Here is a 25,285-nt window from a genome sequence, read left to right on the forward strand (position 1 = left end):
CGCTTCGCTTAAGTGGAGCGGGATGCGGGCGGACAACCGTATACCCTTTTAGCCTTCGCGTCGGTGAATGGCTTGCCCGGATCGGCGCTTTAGCTATTCTTCATCAGAAGCCCTTTATTGGTCCCTGAAAGTTCAGCTCAAAGAAGAAGAGGCGCCGGCATGACGTCAAAGATTGTTCCGGTGATCATGGCGGGCGGGCGCGGCACCCGTTTGTGGCCGCTCTCTCGCGCCGCCGCTCCGAAGCAATTCCTGCAGATCCTTTCCGATCGTTCACTGTTCCAGCAGACGCTGGAGCGCGTGCGCGACGCCGGCCAGTTCGAGCCGGCCATCATCGTCACCAACAGCGACTTTCGCTTCATCGTCGCGGAGCAGGCGCGGGCGATCGACGTACATCTGGGCGACATCCTCCTTGAGCCGGTTGCACGCAACACAGCGCCGGCGCTGACTGCCGCGGCTTTCCAGGTACTCAGCCGTTACGGCAAGGGTGCGGTCATGCAGGTGCTTGCTTCTGACCATGAGATCGATGCCGGCGAGGTCTACAGGGATTGCATACTCAGGGCGCACCAGGCCGCCCGCCACGGAGAACTGGTGACCTTCGGCATCACGCCGACGGAACCGGCGACCGGCTACGGCTACATCGAGCGCGGCGAAGAACTGACGGCTGGCACGAACCGTGTGGCGCGGTTCGTCGAGAAGCCGGACCGCGCCAAAGCCGAGGCAATGCTCGAGACCGGGCGCTACCTCTGGAACTCCGGCATGTTCATGCTGCCGGTAAAACCCTTTCTTGATGAGATGAAGCGCCACGCGCCCCAAGTCTGGGAAGCGACGAAGCTCGCGGTCGACGGGGCTCAGAAGGATCTCGACTTCACGCGGCTGAATGCCGAGAGCTTCGCGGCCGCGCCTGATATTTCAGTCGATTATGCGGTCTTCGAAAAGACCGAGCGGGCAGCCGTGGTGCCGTCTTCCTTCCTCTGGTCCGATCTCGGCAGCTGGGACGCCGTCTGGAAGACGGGAGAAAAGGACGGCGACGGCAATGTCGTCACCGACAAGGCCACGGTGTCGAACACGCGCAATTCGCTGGTCCTGTCGCGCGACATTCACCTTGCAGTTCAAGGGCTGGACGATGTCGCCGTCATTGCCGGCGAGGATGCCGTCTATGTCGGACGGCTGGCCGATAGCCAGAGCGTCGGTTCCATCGTCAAGACGCTGGCGAAGTCGCCACAGACGGCGGCGCTGACCGAGATACACCCGACGTCCTATCGCCCCTGGGGGGCGGTCGCGGCCATTTCGGACGGAGAACGCTTTGCCGTCAAACGTCTGCGCGTGAACCCCGGCAAGAAGATCTCACTGCAGAAGCATCATCATCGGGCGGAACATTGGATCGTGGTGCGCGGCACGGCGGAGATCACGATGTCCGGGGAAACGCGAATGCTGCACGAGAATGAGTCGGTCTATATTCCGCCGGGGATCGTGCATCGGCTTCACAACCCGGGCAAAATCCCGCTGGAACTGATTGAGGTGCGCACCGGCTCCTATCTCGGCGAAGACGACATCATCCGTATCGAGGACGAATTCGGCCGAAGCTAAGGGGTAATCCCTTACTGCATGTCTCCTTGAATCGGCCTCGATTTAAGGACGAAGACCTGCAGCAAATCAAAGTGCTAGCGACCTTTGCGCGTCTGATGAGACTGCGCCGCAGGCCCGAATGATCGGACGACACGAAAAAAGCCCGGGCCAAGACCCGGGCTTTGCGTAGGTGAGAGCGGGAGGGCTGTCCCGCTCCAAATTCGGCACGCTTATAGCTGATGGATCAGCCGGCGACGCGCTCGGTTTCGCCCTTCTGAGCGTAGTAGTGGCCGAAGCGGTTTGCGAGGAAGGTGTCGAGGCTGATGTCTTCCTGGCGAACGAAGCCCTTCGAGGCGATCTTGCCTTCGGCGAGCAGATCGAGCACGGCGCAGATGCTGCCTGCCGTGGTGATCTGGATACCGCTCTGCATGCGGCCGGCAACGACGCCGCTATAGACCTTGTTGGCGTAGGTTTCCTGGATCAGGCGGCCGCTGCGGAAGCCCGAAACCGTAACGAAGATCACGACGACGTCCTGGGTGGTGGTCGGCAGGGCGTTCTCGAAGATGTCCTTGAGGACTTCGCGGCGGTGGCGCAGGCCGAGGTCGTTGAGGAGCGCCTTCATGATGGCGGCATGGCCCGGATAGCGGATCGTCTTGTAGTTGAGCGTGCGAACCTTGCCCTTCAGCGTTTCGCAGAGGGTGCCGAGACCGCCCGAGGTGTTGAAGGCTTCATAGGTGACGCCGTCGAGCGAGAATTCTTCGCGCTCTTCCATGGCCGGCACTTCGATGAGGTTGTTTTCGACGATCGCTTCGCAGGGCTCGATATATTCGTTGATAACGCCGTCGGTGCTCCAGGTAAGATTGTAGTTGAGCGCGTTCGACGGGTACTGCGGCAGGGCGCCAACGCGCATGCGCACGCTTTCCAGCGTCTCAAAGTGGCTGGCGAGATCGTTGGCGACGATCGAGATGAAGCCCGGTGCGAGGCCGCACTGCGGGATGAAGGCGGTGTTCGCCTTGGCGGCGATCGCCTTGACCTGGCGAGTGGATTCGACGTCTTCGGTCAGGTCCAGGTAGTGGATGCCGGCTTCAGCAGCGGCTTCGGCGATGGCGACCGTCAGGTGGAACGGAGCGGCGCTGAGGACGGCAAACTTGCCCGACAGAAGAGCGACGAGCTGCTTCTTGTCGGCGATATCGACCGTCGCGGTCGTGATAGCAGCGTGCTTTTCCACCTGCTCCAGCTGCTCGGCGCTGCGGTCGGCGACGCAGACGCTGTAGTCGCCGGTATGGGCGAGCATGCGAGCGATGGTGGAGCCGATCTTGCCTGCTCCGATGACGACGATATTCTTCATTCTTTCCCCCAGGGCATGAGTGTGTGTGCCCCTATTGTCGTGGGAGGGGTTGTTGATTTGAAGCGCTGAAACGACTAAATCGCCTATAGATATTCGGCAGATTGCCCAACCGGACCGACGAAATGCAAATCACGGATAAGGATCGAGAGCTCCTCGCCGTCCTCAGCGAAAATGCCCGCATGCCGACGGCGACGATCGCGCGCCGGCTCGGCCTGTCGCGCACGACAGTGCAGGCGAGGATCGAGCGGTTGGAGCGCGAGGGAATCATCGCCGGCTATGGCGTGCGCCTGTCGGAGAGCTACGAGAAGGGGCTGGTCAAGGCGCATGTGCTGATCACCATCGCGCCGCGGGCGCTGAGCCGCGTGACCCCCGAACTCAGTGCCATCCGTGAAATCCAGACGCTGCATTCTGTCAGCGGCAGTTTCGATCTTATCGCGGTGGTCGCGGCGACGTCGATCAGCGAACTCGATCTTCTGATCGATCGCATTGGCGAGATCGACGGCGTCGACCGGACGCTTTCTTCGATTATCCTTTCGACCCGGATCGATCGGTAGGCCGTTGCTTTCCTAAGTCAGCGAGTGACGGGATCGTCATGGCGCATGCCCCGCGGAGGGCTTCTCGCCTGATGTGGCGTCCGTCGCTGGCTCCTTCCCATTCGGCACTTTTGCCGGCACGTTCCAGTCTGTCGGGCCCTTGACGAAGCTACGCAGTCCGGCATCGCCATAGGCGAGCCATTTGCTCCGGTCGAAGTAAAGCTCGGCAATGCTCTTCGGCCGCGCGCGCGGCGGCTGGTTGGCAAGGAAGTTAAAGCGCGGCGTCACCTCGTCGGACTCGCGCTTGAACTGGATGCGGCTGCCGAAACGCTTGAGATCGAATTCCTTCAGCGCCTGGATTTGCAGGGTGACGCTTGCGGCATCGGCCCAGCGCACGTGGTCGAGGAACACCGCCGCTGCCCGCGCCGCTGCCGTGGTCACGGCCTGGCGGTCCTCCGGTCGCTCGATGTTGAGCTTGACGCGGAAGGAGGTGATTTCCTCCTCGCCGCTGCCTTTGACGAAGATGAAGATCGATGAGGGCTTGTCCTCGCCCGGACGCGGGAAGGAGACGAGTGACGAACATTCCCATTGGGCACGCTCACCGGCACCGGCTTTCCATTCGAGTTCGCGAAAGCCGGCGTCGCGCAACTCGTCGCAGAGCGCCTTGGGATCGCTGCGGATGACGCGCAGGAACTGCTGCTCCGGCGTCTGCAGATCCTGGAAGGTCCAGGCGGGCAGGGCGATGCGTGGCGGTTCGCGCCTTGCCGGCTTCTCGGCCGTCGATTCGGAGGGCTTGCTCTTCGCCAGGAAGGTCGTCGGCAGACCCAATGCCACGAGAACTTTCTTGAGGTTGCGCTGTTCGTTGGCAAGCAGGGCCGTCGCGAGAATGGCGGTGACGATCAGGATGAGAGCGACGAGAAAGAAGCGCAGTCCCGTCCGACCGGCAGGCTTTGGAGCCGGCGTCTTGCCACGGGGCGTGCTCATGCGGTCCCGCCTGCCCGGCGGGGCGCGATGAGGCGCGGTACCTCCAGCAAAAGGTGATCGGTCGGCCGGGCTTCCATGATCTCAAGTTATCAACGGGTCTAGGCCTTCTTCATCCCCGAAATCCGTCGCGGTCGCAATATGCAACCGCCGATATCGGCAAGCCACTGTCACGTCTCAACACAACGCGCCGCTGAACGAGAATTACCGTGAACTAGGAAGTTGAAATCCGGGGGCGATCACATAGCTTGCTGGACGCAAACATCGAATGGAATACGTCATGGCAAACCCGAATTCAGCCGAGCTTGTGATCGATGCGTCGCTGGTACGGCGGCTGATCGCGACACAGTTTCCGCAGTGGTCGGATCTTGCGGTGCGTCCGATCGAGCCCGGCGGCTGGGACAACAGGAGCTTCCGGCTCGGCGAGCGGATGACCGTGCGCCTGCCGAGCGCCGAGCACTATGTGCTGCAAGTGGATAAGGAGCACCGCTGGCTGCCGCGGCTGGCTCCCCAATTGCCGCTGCCCATTCCCGTGCCGCTGGCCAAGGGCATGCCGGGAGAAGGCTTTCCCTGGCCCTGGTCGGTCTACCGCTGGCGTCAGGGGGAAACGTTGGCCGTGGAGCGGGTCGCAGATCTCGGGCAAGTGGCGAAGGATCTCACGCGGTTTCTGCGCGCCTTGCGGCAGGCGGATGCCGCGGGTGGGCCCTTGCCTGGCGACCACAATTTCCACCGCGGCGGTCCGCCTGCCTTCTATGACGAGCAGACGCGCCAGGCGCTCGCACTGCTTGAGGGACAGGTCGACACGGCGGCGGCCAGAGAGGTCTGGGAAGCGGCCCTTGCTGCGCCATTCGAGGGGGCCCCCGTCTGGTTTCACGGCGACATCGCCTGGGGCAACCTTTTGGTCGAGCAAGGTCGCTTGAGCGCGGTCATCGATTTCGGCACCTCGGGTGTCGGCGACCCCGCCTGCGATCTGGCGATAGCCTGGACGTTCTTCCACGGCGAGAGCCGCGAGGTCTTCCGTGATGGCATGGCACTCGATCGCGGTGCCTGGGCGTGCGGGCGTGGCTGGACCCTGTGGAAGGCGCTGATCGTGCTTGCCGGCATGACCGGCGCGTCCGCAAGCGAGAAGGCAAAGCAGCTCACGGTGATCGAAGACGTGCTTGCGGATCATCGCCGCTTCGGCTAGCGCCCGAGCCACGATCGGGCGCAAGCCAGCTTGACCCCGCTGCAAATTGCCTCTAGCTCAGGCGCACGCGGGACGACCCGCGTCGGTGCTTCGCCTGGGGACGGCCCCAGTATCTCGACCGAGATACTTGGAGTCGATCGCATCATGCAGCCCCAAAGCTCGCGGCACGTCCGCGCGACCTTTCCCTTTATTGAGCAGCCTAGAGCATCCCGCTCTCAAGTGGAGTCACTGGAGGCGGAAAGATGCTCTAGAATCAAAGTGCTAGAGCGTCCTTTGCGCGTTCAGTTGAACGCGCGGCGCTCTAGTCATTCCATCGGAAGCAATCGCTTCGTGGGACGGCCTCGGCCGCCGATCGCTTATCCAACACATTGACGCGCCGGCGGCCGCCGACGCGCGCCGCCGATGCGTCTCCGCCAACACATGAGGTTGATGATAGCCGGACCCATCGAACAATTTGAGATCAAGTCACTCCTACCGATCGCCGAGATCGGCTGTCACCAGATCAGCTTTACCAACTCGGCCGCCTATATGGTGCTGACGGTGGCGATCGCCAGTCTGTTCCTGATCCTGTCAACGGGAAGACGCGGCCTCGTGCCGAACCGGGCGCAGTCGGCGGCAGAGATCCTCTATGAGTTTGCGGCAAAGACGCTGCGCGACAATGCCGGCGAGAAGGGCATGCGCTTCTTCCCGCTGGTCTTCTCGCTTTTCGTGTTCATCCTCACCGCCAACCTGATCGGCATGTTCCCCTATGCCTTCACGGTGACGAGCCATATCGCGGTCACCTTCGCGCTGGCCATGCTGGTGTTCCTGACGGTCACGCTCTATGGCCTTTACCGGCACGGCTTCGGCTTCCTCAGGCTGTTCATGCCGGCGGGCGTGCCGTTGATTCTGGCGCCGATCATCATCCCGATCGAGGTGGTCTCCTACCTCTCGCGTCCCGTCAGCCACTCGGTTCGTCTATTCGCGGTCATGCTGGCCGGCCACATCACGCTCAAGGTTTTCGCCGGTTTCGTCGTGGGCCTCAGCGGCTTTGGGGCGCTCGGGATCCTGGCCGCGGTCATGCCGCTGCTGATGACGGTGGCGCTGACCGGGCTCGAACTGCTGATGGCGCTCATCCAGGCCTATATCTTCACCATGCTGACCTGCATGTATCTCAACGACGCGCTCCATCCGAGCCACTGAGAACAGGCGATGAGGCTCCCTGCACCGGGAGCCTCTTTGTCATTCGATCGCCCGCCGCGCTTCGTTCCGGTAGGTCCGCCAGGAGGTCCAGGCAAAGGCGATCAGGAACATCACGGTCATCAGGAGCACGATGGTCGGCGCCGGCGCGCTGTCGATGAAGAAGGAGAGATAGACGCCGCAGAAGGAGGCCGTCATCGCGATGATCACGGCGACGATGAGCATGGCGCCCATGGTGCGGGTGACCAGGAAGGCGATGGCGCCGGGTGCGATCAGCATGGCGATGGCAAGGATCAGCCCCACCGCCTTCAGCGCGCCGACGATCGTCAGCGACAGGATCGCGAGCAGCCCATAGTGCAACCAGTTAACCGGAAGACCGACGGCTTTGGCCTGGGCGGGATCGAAGGCGTGCAGCAGGAAATCGCGCCATTTGACGGCGAGAATACCGGTGGCGACCAAGGCGATCACGCCGGTCTCGGCGATGTCGCGCCAGCCGATGCCGAGCATGTCGCCGAAGAGGATGTGGTCGAGGTGCACGTCGCTCTGGATCTTGGTGTAGAGCACCAGCCCGAAGCCGAACATGCCGGAGAAGACCACGCCCATCACCGTATCCTGCTTGATGCGGCTGTTTTCCTTGAGATAGCCGGTCAAAAGCGCGCAGGACATGCCGGCGGCAAAGGCGCCGACGGCAAGCGGCAGGCCGACGATGTAGGAGATGACGATGCCGGGGAAGACCGCATGCGAGATCGCGTCGCCCATCAGCGACCAGCCCTTCAGCACCAGGAAACAGGAGAGCATGGCGGTCGGGATCGCCACCAGCACCGAGATCAGAAGCGCGTTGCGCATGAACTCGAATTCGAAGACCGCAAGCAGCATGTCGAGCGAGATCATCGGGCAGCCTCCATCGGTTCGGCGCTGCGCCTGCGCGCGGCGAGCAGCCCGTGCTTCGGGGCCAAGACGAAGGCCGTCAGGAAGATGAGTGTCTGCAGCACGATGATGATGCCGCCGGTGGCACCGTCGAGGAAGTAGCTGAAATAGGCGCCGAAGAAGCTCGTCAGCGCACCGATGGCGACGCTGATCAGGATCAGCCGCGGAAAGCGATCCGTGAGCAGGTAAGCGGTCGCGCCAGGCGTCACCACCATGGCGATGACAAGGAAAGCGCCGACGGTCTGCAGTGCTGCGACCGTACAGGCCGAGAGCAGGGTGAAGAACAGCACCTTGAGGAAGGTGGTGGGAATGCCGATCGAGCGGGCGTGGCTCTCATCGAAGAAGGTCACCATCAGGTCCTTCCACTTCGCTGTCAGAATGACCAGCGAGACGATGCCGATGATCGCGAGCTGCAGTGTGTCGGCGGGCGTGATCGCCAGGATGTTGCCGAGCACGATGGTCTGAATATTCACCGATGTCGGCGACAGCGAGACCATGAAAAGCCCGAGGCCGAAGAAGGAGGTGAAGATCAGGCCGATGATCGTGTCTTCCTTGAGCCTTGTGCGCTGGTTGAGAAACAACATGGCGCCGGCGGCAAGCGAGCCGGAGAAGAAGGCGCCGAGCGAGAAGGGCAGGCCCATCATATAGGCGCCGGCGACCCCCGGGACGATCGAATGCGAGAGGGCATCACCGATCAGCGACCAGCCCTTGAGCATCAGATAGGAGGAGAGGAAGGCGCAGACGGCGCCGACCAGCGCGCTCACCCACATGGCATTGACCATGTAGCCATAGGTGAAGGGTTCCAGGAGCGTGGCGATCATTTGCCGTTCGGTTCCCCGTTGGTCTCGGGTTTTGCCGGCTGCGCCACCATCCGATCCTTGTCGCCATACATGACGAGCGGGCGCTCGTCGTCGGTGATGACGGCGAGCTGCCGCGGATCGGCATCGTCATGCAGGTTTTCGCCGCCGAGCACGAAGTGCCGGAGAACGCCGCCGAAGGCGAGTTCCAGGTTTTCGCGGGTGAAGGTGGTTTCCGTCGGGCCATAGGCGAGCACGGTGTTCTTGAGGAGCACGGTGCGGTCGCAGAATTCCGGCACACTGCCGAGATTGTGGGTGGAAACCAGCATGACCCGGCCCTCGTCACGCAGGCCGATCAGGAGGCGAATGATCGCGTCCTCGGTCTTGACGTCGACGCCGGTGAACGGTTCGTCGAGCAGGATGACCTTGCCATCCTGGGCGAGCGCGCGCGCCAGGAAGACGCGCTTCTTCTGGCCGCCGGAGAGTTCACCGATCTGGCGCTTGCGATAGTCGCTCATGCCGACGCGCGCAAGCGCTGCCTCGACCGCCTCATGATCCGCCGTCTTCGGGATGCGCAGCATGTTCATGTGGCCGTAGCGGCCCATCATGACGACGTCCTCGACCAGGACCGGGAAGTTCCAGTCGACCTCCTCGGCCTGCGGCACATAGGCGACGAGGTTCTTCTTGAGCGCTTCCGGAACCGAACGGCCAAGGATCGAGATCTCGCCGCGCGAGAGCCGGGCAAAGCCCATGATCGCCTTGAAGAGTGTCGACTTGCCGCTGCCGTTGACGCCGACGAGCGCGGTGATCGTGCCCGTCGGGATCTCGAAGGTCGCGTCGCGCAGGGCCCGCAGGCCGTTGCGGTAGGTGACTGTCGCGCCAGAGACACGGATGCCGCTGCCCTGTTCGCCGGACGCCGGCACGGGGCCGGAGCGGGGCTTCACCTGAAGGTTCATTGCGAAAGCCCCTTGGCGATGGTTTCCGATGTGACGCGCAGCAGATCGATATAGGTGGGAACCGGACCGTCCGCCTCGCTCAAGGAATCAACGTAGAGCACGCCACCGTATTTTGCACCGGTTTCGCGCGCCACCTGCTCAGCCGGATCGGGCGAGATCGTGCTTTCGGAAAAGACGACCGGAATGTGGTTGGCCCTGACGGCGTCGATGACCTTGCGGACCTGTTGCGGGGTACCCTGTTGGTCGGCATTGATCGGCCAGAGGTAGAGTTCCTTCATGCCGAAATCGCGGATCAGGTAGCTGAAGGCGCCTTCGCTCGAAACCAACCAGCGCTTGTCTTCGGGGATCTTGGCGATCTCGGCGCGGATCGGCGCGATGGTCGCCTCGATCTTCTGCTTATAGGCCTCGGCATTCGCCTTGTAGGTCTCGGCATTGGCGGGATCGTACTTCACGAAGGCGTCGCGAATGTTGTCGACATAGATGAGGGCTGCCGATGGCGACATCCAGGCATGCGGATTGGGCTTTCCGCTGTAGGGGCCTTCGGCAATCCCCATGGGCTCGACGCCGGTCGAGACGACGGCACCGGGGACGTCATCAAAGTTCTGGAAGAACTTCTCGAACCAGAGTTCCAGGTTCAGACCGTTCCACAGGATCAGCTTGGCGTCGTGCGCCTTCAGGATGTCGCGCGGGGTCGGCTGGTAGTTGTGGATCTCGGCACCCGGTTTGGTGATCGATTCGACGATTGCGGCGTCGCCCGCGACGTTCTTCGCCATGTCGGCAATGACCGTGAAGGTCGTCACTGCCTTGAATTTCTCCTGCGCTGAGCCGGCGCCGGGAAAGAGCGCGATGGCTGCCAGGGCAGCTGCCGCTGCCAGGATCGCGCGCTTCGTCTGATCGATCATTCGCTACTCCCAGATGTTGACATCAACAGGAGTAGGGGAATGATTTGCATAAGTCAATGCAAATGCGAAGCATTCGCAACTAGCTATTTTCAAAACCAATGCCCTTGGCTAGTGTAACGACCATGAAACAGAACAAGAATCGTGTCGAAGAGCTGGAAGGCGTTTTGCGGGATGGCGGCGTGCGCGTTACGCGCCAGCGCTCCGCAATCCTGAAGATTCTCGCCACCGCCGAAGACCATCCGGATGCAAACGAACTGCATCGCCGGGCGAAGGAAATCGACGCCACCGTCTCGCTTTCGACGGTCTACCGGACGCTGTCAGCGCTCGAGCAGCAGGGCGTCGTGCAGCGCCATGCCTTCGAAAGCGCGACGGCGCGTTTCGAGACCGCCGACGCGCCGCATCACGATCATCTGATCGATATCGACACGGGGGCTGTGATCGAGTTCCGTTCCGACAAGATCGAGCAACTGCAAGCGGAGATTGCCGCCGAGCTCGGCTACGATCTCGTGCGCCACCGGCTCGAGCTCTACTGCCGCAAGCGCAAGGACTGAGCGAAGCTCGTCAGAGACGTTGCGCTCGTGATGTCGCGCAACGTCTCCTTTTGCTTTCAAATGAAAGAGTGTCAGCCGCGACCCGCGACGTCGGAGGTGCGCCGCCGTGCCGGTATGGTCATGGCCGCAACGCCGATGATGACGCAACCCAGGCCGATCCAGGCGGTGTCCGACAACCGTTCGCCGAGGAAGATCGCGCCGATGGCGACACCGACCGGCACGCGCAGATAGGCCTGGGCCGTGGCGCCGACCGAACCCAGCGTCTGGATCAGCCGGAAGTAGATGGCGAAGGCAAGTGCTGTCGAAAAGACTGCGAGGCCAAGGAGCGCAAGCAGCGAATCCATGGATGGAGCCAGCGTCCAGGGCCTGTCGACGATGAGGCTGGTGGGGATCAGCAGCACCGTGCCTGATATCAGCGAGCCGGCGGCGGGCATCATCGGGTCGAGCCCTTTGAAGCTGCGCCCGAAGATGGCGGCACCTGCATAACAAACGGTGGCGAGCACCACGGCGAGCTGTGGCAGCAATTGTTCGCCGAGGCCGCCGAAGGCCTCCATGCCGATGATCAGGCTGATGCCGGTCATGCCGGCAATGACGCCGACGAGCTTGCGGGCGGTGACCGGCTCGTGGTGGGTGACCAGGGCCGTCATAAGGAAGGCGAAGATCGGCGTCGTCGCATTGAGAATCGAGGCGATGCCGGCATCGATCGTCTGCTCGGCCCAGGCAATCAGTGTGAAGGGCACGACGCTGTTGAGGCAAGCCTGAAACAGAAACCGTCGCCAGGTTGCGAGGTCGCGCGGCATCTTCAGGCCACGCCAACGGAGAACCGCGAGAAGCAGGGCGCCGGCGATCAAGGTACGAGCGGCAATCAGCGTGACCGGCGGAATGGTTTCAACGCCGATCTTGATGAAGGTGTAGGAAGCGCCCCAGAGCGTGGCAAGCGCAAGCAGCAGGAGAAGCTCGAGGGTGAGATTGGTCTTGGCCATGGCATGGAACCTTCGTGTCGTCGTCGTTGTCCTTCTTCTAGCGCCGTGGAGATGGCAGATGCTTCGGTGGCGATCGAAGTATCGAGATCTCTCCGTGGACGTGAGACGACAAAGCCCCGGTCACCTTTCGGGACCGGGGCGGGTGCTTTCTGTATCGCTCAGTGGCTGTCGGCGAGCTTGGCCGCGTTGACGGACGCGGACCTTTCCAGGCTCAGGCCGTTGAAGAAGGCGTTGAGCACCACCGCCGAGATCGAGGCGAGCACGATGCCGGACTCGATGATCGGGTGGATCGCATGCGGCAGCCACATCAGGTAGTTCGGCGCGATCAACGGGATCAGGCCGAAGCCGACCGAGACGGCGACAACGAAGAGGTTGTTGCGTGACGACTTGAAGTCGACGGTCGACAGGATGCGCACGCCGGTGGCCGCCACCATCCCGAACATCACCAGGCCGGCGCCGCCGAGCACGAAGGTCGGCACCGCTTCCACCAGAGCGCCCATCTTCGGGATCAGTCCGAGCGCGATCATGATGACGCCCCCCATCACGCAGACATAGCGACTCTTCACGCCGGTGACGCCGACGAGGCCGACATTCTGCGAGAAGCTCGTATAGGGGAAGGTGTTGAACAGGCCGCCGATCATCGTGCCGAGGCCATCGACCCGAAGGCCGGCGGTCAATTGCTGCTGCGATACTTCGCGGTTGGTCATTTCTCCGAGCGCCAGGAACATGCCGGTCGATTCGATCATGACGACGATCATGACGAGCGACATGGTGGCGATCAGAACCGGATCGAAGATCGGCATGCCGAAGCGCAGCGGCGTGACCACGGCAAACCAACCGGCGTCGGCCACCCGGTCGAAGTGCATCATGCCGAGTGCGGCGGCGAGGACGCAGCCGAGGACGACGCCGGTCAGCACCGCGATGTTGCTGATCAATCCGCGGCCGAAGCGTGCGATGACGAGGATGGACACAAGCACGAAGGCGGCAAGCGCGATGTGGCTCGGCTCCGCATAGAGCGGGTTCGGCACCGTGGCGCCGAGCACCAGACCATCAGGAATAGCAGGCCCGCCGCCGGCGGCGGCCGCGGCCTTCATCGCGGCCAGCCATTCGGCATGGGCTGGGTCGACCAGTTTCGGCGCCGTTGGGCCGAAAGGATTGCCGAAGATCCAGTTGACGCCCACCCGCATCAGCGAAACGCCGATGACGAGAATGATGGTGCCAGTGACGATCGGCGGGAAGAACTTGAGCAATCTGCCCATCAACGGCGCGATCAGCAGGGCGACGAGGCCGGCGCCGATGATGGCGCCGAAAATCATGCGCGCGCCCTCCTGGCCCGGGGTCATCGCCGCCATCGAAACCATCGGGCCGACAGACGCGAACGTGACGCCCATCATGACGGGAAGGCGGATGCCGAAGCTGCGACCGAGCCCGAGCGACTGGATGATGGTGACGATGCCGCAGACGAACAGATCGGCCGAGATCAGGAAAGCGACATCCTGGGGGCTGAGCTGCAATGCCCGGCCGACGATCAGCGGTACCGCGACGGCGCCGCCATACATGACAAGAACGTGCTGGATCCCAAGCGTCGCGAGCCTGCCCACAGGCAGCTTCTCGTCCACCGGGTGTATGCTGGAAACGTCGCTCATGGTTCCTCCTCCCATCACGTCGACCAGTCCGGTTCCCCCGTCCTCCAACAGGGGAGCGCAATTTTTCCGTGCCGAGGCAGAATGTCGCAAGTATTGCGAAAACGAAAACACTTTCCGGAATCCGGGGGAAATCAGTCACGATGCGCTGGCGGCGGGAACGGTTGCCGCAAGGCCGCGAGCCTTGACGAAAAGCTGCAGGCGAGCCTGACGAGGCCGGAGACCATGCAACGTAGCCGCAATGCGAAGCAGCGATGGTCCCTTACGCCGGTGCTCCGGCGCTGTTCGTTTGGGATCATGATCGATGGTATCTTGGAGATTGGCCTTCTGGCGCTTGCTCGCTGTGCCGTTCGCGCTCGCCTTCGCGCTTCCACCGGTTGCCGCGCGCGCCAACGGCGCCACCTTTCCGGGGCAGTGGCAGCAGGTGGCGTCCGGCACGGACGCCTGCGGGACCTGCTGGGTCGAAATCAAGCGGAACGGTCCGGTCCTGAAGGTGACGGGCAAGGACGGATGGTTCGCGGTGGTCCATCTCGGACGCGCTGGAGGCGGCCATAGCGCCGAGGGGATCGGCCGCTGGAGCGAGGACGGGGACAGCCACTATCGCGGCCGGCCATTCGATATCCGGATCGCTATCGTCGACAAGCATCTCGAGATGGACATGACCGTGCAGATGGACGACGGCTCGACGCGCGCCGTCCGGGCGATCTTCGACAAGCGCCGGTCCGAGAAGTCCGGACGCCTTCGGCTGGCCCGCATGTAGGCACGGCCATGCCGCTCAGGGATTGCCGGCAAAGAAATACCGGGGCCGTTGCCGACCCCGGTGCCGCATCTCCTGAAAGAAAAAGGCCGCCCGGTTTGGGCGGCCTTCTTGTTACTTCTGCCAGCTCTTGACCAGATCGTCATAGTTGACGGTCTGCGGCTTTTCCTTCTCGTTCTCGACCTTCAGCTGCGGAGCGAGGTTGCCAGCCTTGACGGCTTCGGCGTTCCAGTACTCAAGGTCATGCTCTTCGGCGAGCTTCGGACCGATGTCTCCCTGAACGCCCGAACGTTCGAGACGGGAGAGAACCTTCTCCTGCTCGGCGCACAGCGAGTCCATGGCTTCCTGAGCGGTCTTCGCACCCGAGGATGCATCGCCGATCGCCTGCCACCACAGCTGAGCCAGCTTCGGATAGTCAGGAACGTTCGTGCCGGTCGGCGACCACTGCAGGCGGGCCGGCGAACGGTAGAACTCGATCAGACCGCCGAGCTTCGGAGCACGGTCCGTGAAGCTCTTGTGGTCGAGCGTCGACTGGCGGATGAAGGTGAGGCCGACATGGCTCTTCTTCACGTCGACGGTCTTCGAGGTCACGAACTGCGCATAGAGCCATGCGGCCTTGGCGCGGTCGTCCGGGGTGGACTTCAAGAGCGTCCAGGAACCGGCGTCCTGGTAGCCGAGCTTCATGCCGTCCTTCCAGTAGACGCCGTGCGGGCTCGGCGCGAAACGCCACTTCGGCGAGCCGTCCTCGTTGACGACGGGCAGGCCCGGCTTGACGAAGTCGGCGGTAAAGGCCGTGTAGGTGAACATCTGCTGGGCGATTTCGCCCTGCGACGGAACCGGACCGGATTCCGAGAAGGTCATGCCCTGGGCAGCAGCCGGTGCATAGGCCTTCATCCAGTCGAGGTACTTCTGGATCGAGTAGACGGCGGCCGGGCCGTTGGTGTCGCCGCCGCGGGCAACGCACGAGCCGACCGGACGCGAGTTCTCGTCGACCTTGATACCCCATTCGTCGACCGGCTTGCCGTTCGGGATGCCCTTGTCGCCGTTGCCGGCCATCGACAGCCAGGCGTCGGTGAAGCGCCAGCCGAGCGACGGGTCCTTCTTGCCGTAGTCCATGTGGCCATAGACCTTCTTGCCGTCGACTTCGCGGCCGGTGAAGAACTCGGCGATGTCCTCATAGGCCGACCAGTTGACCGGAACGCCGAGGTCGTAGCCGTACTTCGCCTTGAAGTCCGCCTTGTTCTTCTCGTCGTTGAACCAGTCGTAGCGGAACCAGTAGAGGTTCGCGAACTGCTGGTCGGGCAGCTGGTAGAGCTTGCCATCCGGCGCGGTCGTGAAGGACTTGCCGATGAAGTCGTCGATGTCGAGGTTCGGGTTGGTGACGTCCTTGCCTTCATTGGCCATGAAGTCCGTCAGGCTGCGCGCCTGCTGGTAACGCCAATGGGTGCCGATCAGGTCAGAGTCGTTGATGTAGGCGTCATAGACGTTTTCGCCCGACTGCATCTGCGTCTGCAGCTTTTCGACGACGTCGCCTTCGCCGATCAGGTCGTGGGTGATCTTGATGCCGGTGATGTCGGCGAAGGCCTTGGCCAGGGTCTTCGATTCGTATTCATGGGTGGTGATTGTTTCGGAAACGACCTTGATTTCCATGCCGGCGAAGGGCTTGGCCGCATCGACGAACCACTGCATTTCGGCTTCCTGGGCCGCGCGGTCGAGCGAGGACATGTCGCCGATTTCGGTATCGAGGAACTTCTTTGCCTCGTCCATGCCGGCAAAAGCGGTGCCGGTGAAAGCCAGCAGCATAGCCGCCGTCGTAGTCAAAAGATGCCGTCGCATAATTCCCTCCCTTAGGTTTGCGAATGCGGTTCTTTAGCTTTTGAGGGGCCGCTCCCGCGGCCCCTCAAATCGGCTCGCCTCAGACATAGCGGAAGACGCCGACGGCATAGACCAGCGAGAGCGCGAGCGCCCACCACAGGTTCTGCCCGCCGACGAAACCGAGCCATGCGAGGTGAATGAAGGCGCTTCCGAGCAGCGACACGAAGAGGCGATCGCCCCGTGTCGTCTCGAAGCGCAGGATGCCGACGCGCGGGTTTCCGCCCGGCGCGGCATATTCCCAGACCGCCATCATCGACAGCAGCGCGAAGATGGTGAGGAAGAACATGGCCGACGGAAACGACCAGGCCATCCAGCCGCCGGCGACCAGCGGCGCGAACCAGTCGCGTGCGCCGTCCTTGATCGGCAGCATGCTCATGAGCAGCCCGGCGGCGGCGGCGTAGACGATCAGAACGGCGGCGAAGGGCAGTTGCCAACGAGCCTTGCGAATGGGTTGAGCGGTCATCATACCCTCCCCAGGGCAAAGCCCTTGGCGATGTAGTTGCGGACGAAATAGATCACCAGCGCCCCCGGAATGATGGTGAGCACGCCGGCAGCGGCCAGCACGCCCCAGTCGAGGCCGGAAGCGGAGACGGTGCGGGTCATGGTGGCGGCGATCGGCTTGGCGTCCGTGGTCGTCAGCGTGCGGGCTAGCAGCAGTTCGACCCAGGAGAACATGAAGCAGAAGAAGGCGGCGACACCGATGCCCGAGGCGATCAGCGGCATGAAGATCTTCACGAAGAAGCGCGGGAACGAATAGCCGTCGATATAGGCGGTTTCGTCGATTTCCTTCGGCACGCCCGACATGAAGCCTTCGAGGATCCAGACGGCGAGCGGCACGTTGAACAGGCAGTGGGCAAGCGCCACGGCGATGTGCGTGTCGATCAGGCCGAAGGCCGAATAGAGCTGGAAGAACGGCAGGGCGAAAACGGCCGGCGGCGCCATGCGGTTGGTCAAGAGCCAGAAGAACAGGTGCTTGTCGCCGAGGAAGCGGTAGCGCGAGAAGGCGTAGGCCGCCGGCAGCGCTGCCGATACCGAGATCACCGTGTTCATCACGACGTAGATGATCGAGTTGATGTAGCCGTTGTACCAGGATGGATCGGTGAAGATCACCTGATAGTTCCTGAGCGTCGGGTTCACCGGCCAGAGCGAGAAGGTGCTGAGGATCTCGCTCGTTTCCTTGAAGCTCATGTTGACGAGCCAATAGATCGGCAGGAGCAGGAAGACGATGTAGATCGTCGGCACCAGCCAGGAAAGGCGTTCGGTAAGCGGTTGTGTTTGCATGTTGGTTCTCCTCCCGCCTTTATCAGCCTTGCGCGTCGCTCGTGGTCATCACGGTGTAGAAGATCCACGAGAGCAGCAGGATGATGAGGAAGTAGATGATCGATAGCGCTGCCGCCGGACCGAGGTCGAACTGGCCAATGGCCGTCTTGACGAGGTCGATCGACAGGAAGGTGGTGGAGTTGCCGGGGCCGCCGCCGGTAACGACGAAGGGCTCGGTGTAGATCATGAAGCTATCCATGAAGCGCAGCAGGAAGGCGATCAGGAGCACACGCTTCATCTTCGGCAGCTGGATGTAGCGGAACACCGACCAGCGCGAGGCGCCGTCGATCTTGGCCGCCTGGTAATAGGCGTCCGGGATCGAGACGAGGCCGGCATAGCACAAGAGCACGACGAGGCTCGTCCAGTGCCAGACGTCCATGACGATCAGCGTCACCCAGGCAGCGACCGGGTTCTGCACATAGTTGTAGTTGATGCCCATGCCTTCGAGCGTGCGGCCGAGCAGGCCGATATCGACGCGGCCGAACACCTGCCAGATGGTGCCGACGACGTTCCACGGGATCAGGAGCGGCAGCGCCATCAGGACGAGGCAGACCGGGACGCCGAGGCCCTTCTTCGGCATGTTGAGCGCGATGATGATGCCGAGCGGGATTTCGATGGCCAGAATGATCGCCGAGAAGATCAGGTTGCGGGTGAGCGCGTCCCAGAAACGGTCGGAGGTCAGCACCTGCACGTACCAGTCGGTGCCGGCCCAGAAGAACGCGTTGTTGCCGAAGGTGTCCTGGACCGAATAGTTGACGACGGTCATCAGCGGGATGACGGCCGAGAAGGCGACCAGCACGAGAACCGGCAGCACCATGAACCAGGCCTTGTTGTTCCAGGTTTTTTCCATGGTCAGGCCTCCTCGCCGACGCGCCAGGAATCGGCGTAGATGTTGATGGCTTTCTGATCGAAGCGGACGCGCGGATCGGCGGGGATCTCGCCATCCTCGTCGACGATGATCGAGATCGGCTGATCGGCGAAGCGGGCGCGCACGATCTTGTGGCGGCCGATGTCCTCGACCTTGGTGATCGCGACGGGCATGCCTTCGCGGCCGAGCGAGACGAATTCCGGGCGGATGCCAAGCTCGGTCTTGGCGCCGGCCTTGAACTTGGGCAGGAAGTTCAAGGCCACGTGTTCGCCGCCGACCGTCGCGGTGTTGCCGTCGAGCTTGACCGGAAGCACGTTCATGCCCGGCGAACCGATGAAGTAGCCGACGAACGTGTGGCGCGGGCGCTCGAAGAGTTCGGCCGGGGTACCGATCTGAACGATCTGGCCGTCATACATGACGACGACCTTGTCGGCGAAAGTGAGCGCCTCGGTCTGGTCGTGGGTGACATAGACCATGGTGAAGCCGAACTGCTTGTGCAGCCGCTTGATCTGCGAGCGCAGCACCCACTTCATTTCCGGATCGATGACGGTCAGCGGCTCGTCGAACAGGATGGCGCTGACGTCGTTGCGCACGAGGCCGCGGCCAAGCGAGATCTTCTGCTTCTGGTCGGCGGTCAGCCCGCGGGCGGTCTTCTTCGCCCAGCCGCCGAGACCGATCATTTCGATCGTCTCCTTGACGCGGCGGTCGACCTCGGCTTCCGGCACATGCCGGTTGCGCAAGGGGAAGGCCAGATTGTCGTAGACGGTCATCGTGTCGTAGATGACCGGGAACTGGAACACCTGGGCGATGTTGCGTTCCTGGGTCGAGAGATGCGTCACGTCCTTGCCGTCGAAGAGAATGCGCCCTTCGGACGGATTGATCAGGCCCGAGATGATGTTGAGCAGCGTGGTCTTGCCACAGCCGGAAGGGCCGAGCAGCGCATAGGCGCCGCCGTCGTTCCATTCGTGATGCACTTCCTTCAGCGCGTAGTCGTTTTCAGACTTCGGCTTGGCGCCATAGGCGTGGCGAATATGTTCGAGATCGATGCGTGCCATGTTTTCCTCCCAGCGCCCCCTTTAGGCCGCGCCGCCGATGGCGCGTCCATCAGGCCCGAAGGCCATGAGATGACGGGTGTCGACGAAGACCTCGAGGGTCGCGTCGGGTTCGATGTCGTGAATGCCTGGCGCGAGCATGACCCAGCGCGCATTGGCAAATCCGACGTGAATGAAGCTTTCCGAGCCTGCGATCTCGGAGATCGCGGTCTTGACGGTGAGTGCGTCGCCGCTGCCTTGCGGACGATCGAACGATATATGGTGCGGCTGGAAGCCGACAGTGCAGGGACCGTCGGCAATGCCAGCCAGATGCGAAGGCACCGTCAGCACCGGCTTGCCGTCGAGCGCGAAAGCCGCGCCTGATTTGACGAGTTCGATGCAGTTCAGCGGCGGATCGGCGAAGGTGCGGGCGGTGATGAGGTCGACCGGACGACGATAGACGTCGATGGTCTTGCCGAACTGGGTGATGCGGCCCTGGCTGAGGGCTGCCGTATTGCCGCCAAGCAACAACGCTTCCGAAGGCTCTGTCGTCGCATAGACGAAGATGGCACCGGAGGCGGAAAAGATCTTCGGCAGTTCCTCGCGCAGTTCCTCGCGCAGCTTGTAGTCGAGGTTGGCGAGTGGTTCGTCGAGCAGCACGAGATCGGCGTTCTTGACGATGGCGCGCGCCAGCGCCGTGCGCTGCTGCTGGCCACCCGAGAGATTGAGCGGCGTGCGGTCGAGATAGGGCGTCAGCTTCAGGAGATCGGCGGCCTTGCGCACTTCGCGGTCGATCGTCGCGGTGTCGGCGCCGCTGATGCGCATCGGCGAGGCGATGTTCTCATAGACGGTCATCGCCGGGTAGTTGATGAACTGCTGGTAGACCATGGCGACCGAGCGCTTTTGCACCGGCAGGCCCGTCACATCGATGCCGTCGAAGATCAGCGAACCGGAAGCCGGCTTGTCGAGACCGGCCATCAGCCGCATCAGCGACGTCTTGCCGGACAGGGTCGGGCCGAGCAGTACATTGAGCGACCCCCTCTCCAGCACCAGGTCGGTCGGGTAGATATGCGTCTCCCCGCCCACGACCTTGGATATCTTCTTCATTTCAAGCATTGAATTCTCCACCCAGCCTGTCGGCAGTCCCGAGCGTTTCCAAGCCGGCGTGGAAACGCTCCATCTCGTCGTTTTTCGCATTTCCGGACCCAGAACCGCAGCGCGCTTTGGCTGGAAATGCTTCGGAATGCGAGGATCCTCACGCGGCTGCGTCGGCCGCGCCTCGCATGTATTCCTCCAGTGCCGCCGCCTCGCCGGGCGTCAGCTTCAATCCCAGTTTCGTGCGGCGCCACAGCACGTCCTCAGCGCGCCGTGCCCATTCCTTGGCGATCAGCCACTTGACTTCCGCCTCGTAGAGATCGGCGCCGAAGCGGCGGCCGAGCGCCGCCTCGTTCGAGGCCGAACCCAGGAGGGTGGCTGCCTGCGTGCCGTAGAGGCGCACAAGGCGACGGGCATGCACAGGCGCAAGGAAGGGGTATTGCTTTTGCAGTCTTGCGACTTCGTCGGCATAACCCTGGGCGGGGAATTCTCCGCCCGGCAGCTTTGATCCTGCGGTCCATTTCGAACCCTTGACGCCGATCGCCTCGCCGATCTTTTCGAGCGCGGATTCACCGAGGCGGCGGTAGGTCGTGAGCTTGCCGCCGAAGACGTTGAGCAGCGGTGCCGCACCCTTGTCGCCCTCGACGCGCAGCACGTAGTCGCGGGTTGCTTCCTGCGCCTTGCTGGCGCCGTCATCATAGAGCGGGCGCACGGCCGAATAAGTCCAGACGATATCGTCCTTCGTCACCGGTTCCAGAAAATATTCGCTCGCCGCGCTGCAGAGATAGTCGACCTCGGCATCGCTGATGCGCACATCCGCCGGGTTGCCGGTGTAGTCGCGATCGGTGGTGCCGATCAGCGTGAAGTCTTCCTCGTAAGGGATGGCGAACATGATGCGGCCATCCGGGTTCTGGAAGAAATAGGCACGCGGATCGTCGAACTTCTTCTTCACGACGATGTGGCTGCCCTGGACGAGGCGGACATTGTGGACGTCGTTCTTGCCGAGCGCGCCCGAAAGCACCGCATCGACCCAGGGGCCGGCCGCATTGATGAGCATGCGCGCCTGCAGGGTCTTGCGTTCGCCGGTTGCCTGATTTTCGGTCTCGACGGTCCAGAGCGCGCCGTTACGCCGTGCCGAGACGACGCGGGTTCGGGCCATGATCACGGCGCCGCGATCGGCAGCATCGCGGGCATTGAGCACAACCAGGCGGGCGTCATTGACCCAGCCGTCGGAATATTCGAACGCCTTGTTGAACAGCCGCTTCAGCGGCTTGCCGGCCGGATCGCGGTTCATGTCCAGCGTCGCCGTTGCCGGCAGCAGCTTGCGGCCGCCGATGTGATCGTAAAGGAAGAGGCCGAGGCGGATGAGCCAGGCCGGGCGCAGGCCGCCCTTATGATAGGGCAGCACGAAGCGCATCGGCCAGATGACGTGGGGCGCCATTGCCCAGAGCACTTCACGCTCCATCAGCGCTTCGCGCACGAGGCGGAACTCGTAATGCTCGAGATAGCGCAGGCCGCCATGAATGAGCTTGGTGGAGCCGGAAGAGGTGCCGGAGGCGAAATCGTTCATTTCGGCCAAGGCGACCGAGTATCCGCGGCCGACCGCGTCGCGCGCGATGCCGCATCCGTTGATGCCGCCGCCGATGACGAAGACGTCGTAGATTGCCTGCTCTGACACTGCTGTTTCCCCTCCACTTTTCGCGATGCACAAATTGATGCATGAGCGAAAGTGAAATCAGTTAAAACGAAAACATACCGAATGTCAAACGAATGCTCCCCGAATCTTTAGGGGTGTCTAAACCTCCCGATTCAGACGTCGGTTTCGATCAGCCGAACATCCTGTTCGGCACAGATTTTCCTGACATTTTCAAGCGTACAGCGATCGGTGATGAAGGTCTGGACCTGGGAGATATGGCCGATGCGCACCGGCGCGGTTCTTTCGAATTTGGTCGAGTCGGAAACGAGGATGACATGGCGTGCATTGGCGATGATCGCCTGGGCGACTTTCACTTCTCGGAAATCGAAATCGAGTAGCGCGCCGTCATGGTCGATCGCCGAGGCGCCGATGACCGCGAAATCGACTTTGAACTGCTTGATGAAGTCGACGGCGGCCTCGCCGACGATACCGCCGTCGGAGCCACGCACGACGCCGCCGGTGATCACCACCTCGATCGAGGGGAACACTCGCAAGCGGTTGGCGACGTTGATGTTGTTGGTGATGACCATCAATTCCTTGTGGTCGAGCAGCGCTTCACCCACGGCCTCGGTCGTCGTGCCGATATTGATGAACAGCGAGGCGTTGTCGGGGATGAGTTCGGCGGCCGCCCTGCCGATCGCCTGCTTCTCCGGTGCTGCGATCTGGCGGCGGGCATCGTATTTGACGTTTTCCTTGCCGCTCGGGAAGATCGCACCGCCATGAATGCGGTTCAAAATCTTGGCGTCGCAGAGGTCGTTCAGGTCCTTTCGGATGGTTTGCGGCGTAACGGAAAAGCGCTGCGCCAGTTCCTCCACGAGCACCCGGCCCTCGCTCTTCGCCAGCTCCAGGATTTCCGCCTGCCGACCTGTCAGGTACATTCCGTCCTCCCCATTTTCGTTTTGTTTCATAATATGCAAAAACGAAAGCCATGCAATTTCAGATTCGGCGGTTTCGATGAAATCGCTTTCGCTGCGGGCCAAAGGATCAGTGCGCGTTGCATTCGTTTCGCCGATGGGCGACTCTGCTTGAGGAATGAAGAGGGGAAGGACATGTTTCATCCGGCGTTGTTCAAGGGCATGACCGTTGTGGTCACCGGTGCAGGGCGCGGCATCGGGCTGGAGGTTGCCCGGCAGTTTCTGGATTGCGGCGCGCATGTGCTCGTCCATGCCGGCCGATCGATCGGCGATCTGCCCGATTTTCTCGAATCGGCGGCGACGGAAGGCCGGGCGCATGTCGTCACCGCGGATTTTCTGGCGCCCGGTGGCGTCGAGGGGCTGGCCGAGGAGGTCAGAGGCCAGTTCGATAGCATCGATATCCTCATCAACAATGCCGGCACCATGGTCGGTCGCTTCCCGGCGGCAGAGCTGACCGACGAGCAGTACCAAACCGTCGTGCAGCTCAACCAGACTGCGGTCGTCGAAATGACGCGGGCGATGCTGCCGCTTCTGCGTAAGGGTACGCATCCGGCGATCGTCAACACCGTATCGATCTCTGCCCTGACAGGGGGCAGCGCCGGCTCTTCGATCTATTCGGCCAGCAAGGCCTTCGTCGCCACCTATTCCAAGGCGCTGGCGCGCGAGCTCGCGCCCGAGGGCATCCGGGTCAACTGCGTTTCGCCGGGCACGATCACCACCGACTTCCACGAGCGCTATTCGTCGCCGGAAAAACTGGAGGCGACCCGCAAGACCATCCCGCTCGGCCGGCTCGGGACGGCGGAAGATTGCGCGCCGGCCTATCTGTTCCTCGCTTCGCACGCGCTGTCGGGCTACATCACCGGGCAGGTGTTGGAGGTCAATGGCGGGCAATTGATTGCTTGAACATGTGTTTGCGTCGGCGTTCGCCCCTCATCCGCCTGCCGGCACCTTCTCCCCGCGCGCAGGGAGAAGGGACAGCGCTGCGCCGTATTTGTTCTGCCTTGACTGCAAGCGGGCTTGTCTCGCCGGGCACGTCCCCTCTCCCCGCGAGCGGGGAGAGGGTTAGGGTGAGGGGCAAGCCAGTCCAGTAGCGTGGCAGAATCAAGAACTCCAAAGGCATGACATGATCGACAAGCTGGAAATGTTCCTCGTTCTCGCGCGCGAAAGACACTTCGGTCGCGCGGCGGAGGAGTGTGGCGTAGCGCAACCGACCTTGTCGGCCGCCATCCGCCAGCTCGAGGATCAGCTTGGCGTGATGCTCGTCAGCCGCGGGTCGCGCTTCCAGGGACTGACGCCGGAGGGGCAGCGCGTGCTCGAATGGGCGCGCCGTATCGTCGGCGATGCCCGCACCATGCGCGAGGAGATGCGGGCGGCGCGCAAGGGCCTTTCCGGCCATATCCGCCTGGCCGCGGTGCCGACGACGCTGGCGATGGTGCCGATGATTACCGCGCCATTCCAGGAGAAACATCCTGATGTCACCTTCTCGGTGCTGTCGACCACGTCGCTGCAGATTCTGGCGCTGCTCGAAAACCTAGAGATCGATGCAGGTCTCACCTATCTGGAGAACGAGCCGCTCGGCCGGGTAACCAGCGTTCCGCTGCAAGTCGAGCGCTATCACCTCGTCACCGCCGCCGGAACGCCGCTTTCAGAGCGGGAAAGCGTGACGTGGAAAGAGGTTAGCGACGTTCGGCTTTGTCTATTGACGGCCGACATGCAGAACCGCCGCATCGTCAACCAGCATTTTGCCGAGGCAGGCGTGGTCGCCAGGCCGACGCTCGAATCGAACTCGATGATCGTGCTTTTTTCGCATGTGCGGACCGGGCGCTGGGCCAGCATCATGCCGTTCAACGTCGCGAAATCATTCGGTTTTCATGAGGCTATCCGGATGATCCCGATCGTCGAGCCGGATGCCCGTCACACGGTCGGCCTGGTTGCGACCCATCGTGAGCCGTTTACGCCGCTTGTCTCGGCTCTGTTGCACGAGGCGCGTATCCTGGGTGAGCGAAACCAGGTTCAATAGATTTTTTCTATCGATCGACGGAACAGCCTTATTGACCCATCGGGCCATAAGCGCGAAGCTTTTTTGATCATGGCCGGAGACCGCCGAGGAACGGCCTTCGCCAGGTATTGAAATGTCGGCTGGACCGGTCGCCCGTTTGCGGGTGTCGCCGTCCAGC

The 25,285-nt window shown here is 62.5% G+C and carries 24 protein-coding genes; 8 read left to right on the forward strand and 16 right to left on the reverse strand.

Annotation, left to right across the window (positions count from 1 at the left end; genetic code table 11):
* Nucleotides 1-159: 159 nt before the first annotated feature.
* Nucleotides 160-1,587: a mannose-1-phosphate guanylyltransferase/mannose-6-phosphate isomerase gene (locus ACTJKE_RS03795; RefSeq protein ID WP_112995698.1), complete on the forward strand. Its 1,428-nt coding sequence runs from the start codon at nt 160-162 to the stop codon at nt 1,585-1,587.
* Between the two features lie 223 nt (nt 1,588-1,810).
* Here ACTJKE_RS03795 and ACTJKE_RS03800 read toward each other — a convergent pair whose 3' ends face one another.
* Nucleotides 1,811-2,914: a saccharopine dehydrogenase family protein gene (locus ACTJKE_RS03800; protein WP_057255024.1), complete on the reverse strand. Its 1,104-nt coding sequence runs from the start codon at nt 2,912-2,914 to the stop codon at nt 1,811-1,813.
* A 122-nt stretch (nt 2,915-3,036) separates the two neighbouring features.
* Between ACTJKE_RS03800 and ACTJKE_RS03805 the strand changes: the two genes are divergently transcribed.
* On the forward strand, nt 3,037-3,468 hold the full coding sequence (locus ACTJKE_RS03805) for an Lrp/AsnC family transcriptional regulator (protein ID WP_057255025.1): 432 nt from the start codon (nt 3,037-3,039) through the stop codon (nt 3,466-3,468).
* Nucleotides 3,469-3,504: 36 nt separating this feature from the next.
* Here ACTJKE_RS03805 and ACTJKE_RS03810 read toward each other — a convergent pair whose 3' ends face one another.
* Nucleotides 3,505-4,431 (reverse strand): DUF6030 family protein, encoded by a 927-nt coding sequence (locus ACTJKE_RS03810; RefSeq protein WP_255571356.1) that lies wholly within the window; start codon nt 4,429-4,431, stop codon nt 3,505-3,507.
* Nucleotides 4,432-4,708: 277 nt separating this feature from the next.
* Between ACTJKE_RS03810 and ACTJKE_RS03815 the strand changes: the two genes are divergently transcribed.
* Complete coding sequence (locus ACTJKE_RS03815) at nt 4,709-5,614, forward strand: aminoglycoside phosphotransferase family protein (protein WP_112995717.1); 906 nt, start codon at nt 4,709-4,711, stop codon at nt 5,612-5,614.
* A 432-nt stretch (nt 5,615-6,046) separates the two neighbouring features.
* Nucleotides 6,047-6,796: a F0F1 ATP synthase subunit A gene (locus ACTJKE_RS03820; RefSeq protein ID WP_112995718.1), complete on the forward strand. Its 750-nt coding sequence runs from the start codon at nt 6,047-6,049 to the stop codon at nt 6,794-6,796.
* Between the two features lie 39 nt (nt 6,797-6,835).
* Here the strand turns inward: ACTJKE_RS03820 and ACTJKE_RS03825 are convergent, their stop codons facing one another.
* The 4 genes from ACTJKE_RS03825 to ACTJKE_RS03840 are packed head-to-tail and all read right to left on the reverse strand — an operon-like array spanning nt 6,836 to nt 10,375.
* Nucleotides 6,836-7,684, reverse strand: coding sequence for a metal ABC transporter permease (locus ACTJKE_RS03825; protein ID WP_112995699.1), 849 nt, complete (start codon nt 7,682-7,684; stop codon nt 6,836-6,838).
* Nucleotides 7,681-8,541 carry a metal ABC transporter permease gene (locus ACTJKE_RS03830; RefSeq protein WP_440691193.1) on the reverse strand — a complete coding sequence of 287 codons (861 nt, stop codon included), beginning with the start codon at nt 8,539-8,541 and terminating at the stop codon, nt 7,681-7,683. Before ACTJKE_RS03830 ends, ACTJKE_RS03825 begins: the two co-directional genes overlap by 4 nt.
* Nucleotides 8,538-9,473, reverse strand: coding sequence for a manganese/iron ABC transporter ATP-binding protein (locus ACTJKE_RS03835; RefSeq protein WP_058321745.1), 936 nt, complete (start codon nt 9,471-9,473; stop codon nt 8,538-8,540). The genes ACTJKE_RS03830 and ACTJKE_RS03835 overlap by 4 nt, the downstream gene beginning before the upstream one ends.
* On the reverse strand, nt 9,470-10,375 hold the full coding sequence (locus ACTJKE_RS03840) for a metal ABC transporter substrate-binding protein (protein ID WP_112995700.1): 906 nt from the start codon (nt 10,373-10,375) through the stop codon (nt 9,470-9,472). Before ACTJKE_RS03840 ends, ACTJKE_RS03835 begins: the two co-directional genes overlap by 4 nt.
* 122 nt (nt 10,376-10,497) lie before the next feature.
* On the opposite strand from ACTJKE_RS03840, the gene ACTJKE_RS03845 reads away from it, so the two are divergent.
* Nucleotides 10,498-10,926 carry a Fur family transcriptional regulator gene (locus ACTJKE_RS03845; protein ID WP_057255032.1) on the forward strand — a complete coding sequence of 143 codons (429 nt, stop codon included), beginning with the start codon at nt 10,498-10,500 and terminating at the stop codon, nt 10,924-10,926.
* A gap of 71 nt (nt 10,927-10,997) precedes the next feature.
* On the opposite strand, the gene ACTJKE_RS03850 is transcribed toward ACTJKE_RS03845, so the two are convergent.
* Nucleotides 10,998-11,909: a DMT family transporter gene (locus ACTJKE_RS03850; protein ID WP_112995701.1), complete on the reverse strand. Its 912-nt coding sequence runs from the start codon at nt 11,907-11,909 to the stop codon at nt 10,998-11,000.
* A 158-nt stretch (nt 11,910-12,067) separates the two neighbouring features.
* Entirely contained in the window at nt 12,068-13,555 is a 1,488-nt protein-coding gene (locus ACTJKE_RS03855) for a nucleobase:cation symporter-2 family protein (protein WP_113133414.1), read from the reverse strand.
* Between the two features lie 301 nt (nt 13,556-13,856).
* Here ACTJKE_RS03855 and ACTJKE_RS03860 point away from each other — a divergent pair, with 301 nt between their 5' ends.
* Nucleotides 13,857-14,312 (forward strand): hypothetical protein, encoded by a 456-nt coding sequence (locus ACTJKE_RS03860; RefSeq protein ID WP_162728077.1) that lies wholly within the window; start codon nt 13,857-13,859, stop codon nt 14,310-14,312.
* A 111-nt stretch (nt 14,313-14,423) separates the two neighbouring features.
* Here ACTJKE_RS03860 and ACTJKE_RS03865 read toward each other — a convergent pair whose 3' ends face one another.
* The 8 genes from ACTJKE_RS03865 to ACTJKE_RS03900 all read right to left on the reverse strand — a co-directional run bounded on the left by ACTJKE_RS03865 (nt 14,424) and on the right by ACTJKE_RS03900 (nt 23,072).
* Nucleotides 14,424-16,145: an ABC transporter substrate-binding protein gene (locus tag ACTJKE_RS03865; RefSeq protein WP_057255036.1), complete on the reverse strand. Its 1,722-nt coding sequence runs from the start codon at nt 16,143-16,145 to the stop codon at nt 14,424-14,426.
* Nucleotides 16,146-16,224: 79 nt separating this feature from the next.
* Nucleotides 16,225-16,647, reverse strand: coding sequence for a DUF2160 domain-containing protein (locus tag ACTJKE_RS03870; protein WP_082616181.1), 423 nt, complete (start codon nt 16,645-16,647; stop codon nt 16,225-16,227).
* Nucleotides 16,647-17,465 (reverse strand): carbohydrate ABC transporter permease, encoded by an 819-nt coding sequence (locus tag ACTJKE_RS03875; RefSeq protein WP_057255037.1) that lies wholly within the window; start codon nt 17,463-17,465, stop codon nt 16,647-16,649. The genes ACTJKE_RS03870 and ACTJKE_RS03875 overlap by 1 nt, the downstream gene beginning before the upstream one ends.
* 22 nt (nt 17,466-17,487) lie before the next feature.
* Complete coding sequence (locus ACTJKE_RS03880) at nt 17,488-18,354, reverse strand: carbohydrate ABC transporter permease (protein WP_057255038.1); 867 nt, start codon at nt 18,352-18,354, stop codon at nt 17,488-17,490.
* Nucleotides 18,355-18,356: 2 nt separating this feature from the next.
* Nucleotides 18,357-19,427, reverse strand: a complete 1,071-nt coding sequence (locus ACTJKE_RS03885; protein WP_093233142.1) for an ABC transporter ATP-binding protein — start codon at nt 19,425-19,427, stop codon at nt 18,357-18,359.
* 21 nt (nt 19,428-19,448) lie between these two features.
* Nucleotides 19,449-20,519 carry an ABC transporter ATP-binding protein gene (locus tag ACTJKE_RS03890; protein ID WP_110878788.1) on the reverse strand — a complete coding sequence of 357 codons (1,071 nt, stop codon included), beginning with the start codon at nt 20,517-20,519 and terminating at the stop codon, nt 19,449-19,451.
* 139 nt (nt 20,520-20,658) lie between these two features.
* On the reverse strand, nt 20,659-22,176 hold the full coding sequence (glpD, locus tag ACTJKE_RS03895; RefSeq protein ID WP_058321751.1) for a glycerol-3-phosphate dehydrogenase: 1,518 nt from the start codon (nt 22,174-22,176) through the stop codon (nt 20,659-20,661).
* Between the two features lie 131 nt (nt 22,177-22,307).
* On the reverse strand, nt 22,308-23,072 hold the full coding sequence (locus tag ACTJKE_RS03900) for a DeoR/GlpR family DNA-binding transcription regulator (protein WP_058321804.1): 765 nt from the start codon (nt 23,070-23,072) through the stop codon (nt 22,308-22,310).
* A gap of 171 nt (nt 23,073-23,243) precedes the next feature.
* Between ACTJKE_RS03900 and ACTJKE_RS03905 the strand changes: the two genes are divergently transcribed.
* Both ACTJKE_RS03905 and ACTJKE_RS03910 read left to right on the forward strand, forming a co-directional pair.
* Nucleotides 23,244-24,011, forward strand: coding sequence for an SDR family oxidoreductase (locus tag ACTJKE_RS03905; RefSeq protein WP_112995705.1), 768 nt, complete (start codon nt 23,244-23,246; stop codon nt 24,009-24,011).
* Between the two features lie 220 nt (nt 24,012-24,231).
* Entirely contained in the window at nt 24,232-25,128 is an 897-nt protein-coding gene (locus ACTJKE_RS03910; protein WP_112995706.1) for a LysR family transcriptional regulator, read from the forward strand.
* Nucleotides 25,129-25,285: the final 157 nt, after the last annotated feature.

Origin of the sequence: Ensifer sp. 22521 (assembly GCF_052044795.1) — a bacterium.
Taxonomy (GTDB): Bacteria; Pseudomonadota; Alphaproteobacteria; order Rhizobiales; family Rhizobiaceae; genus Ensifer.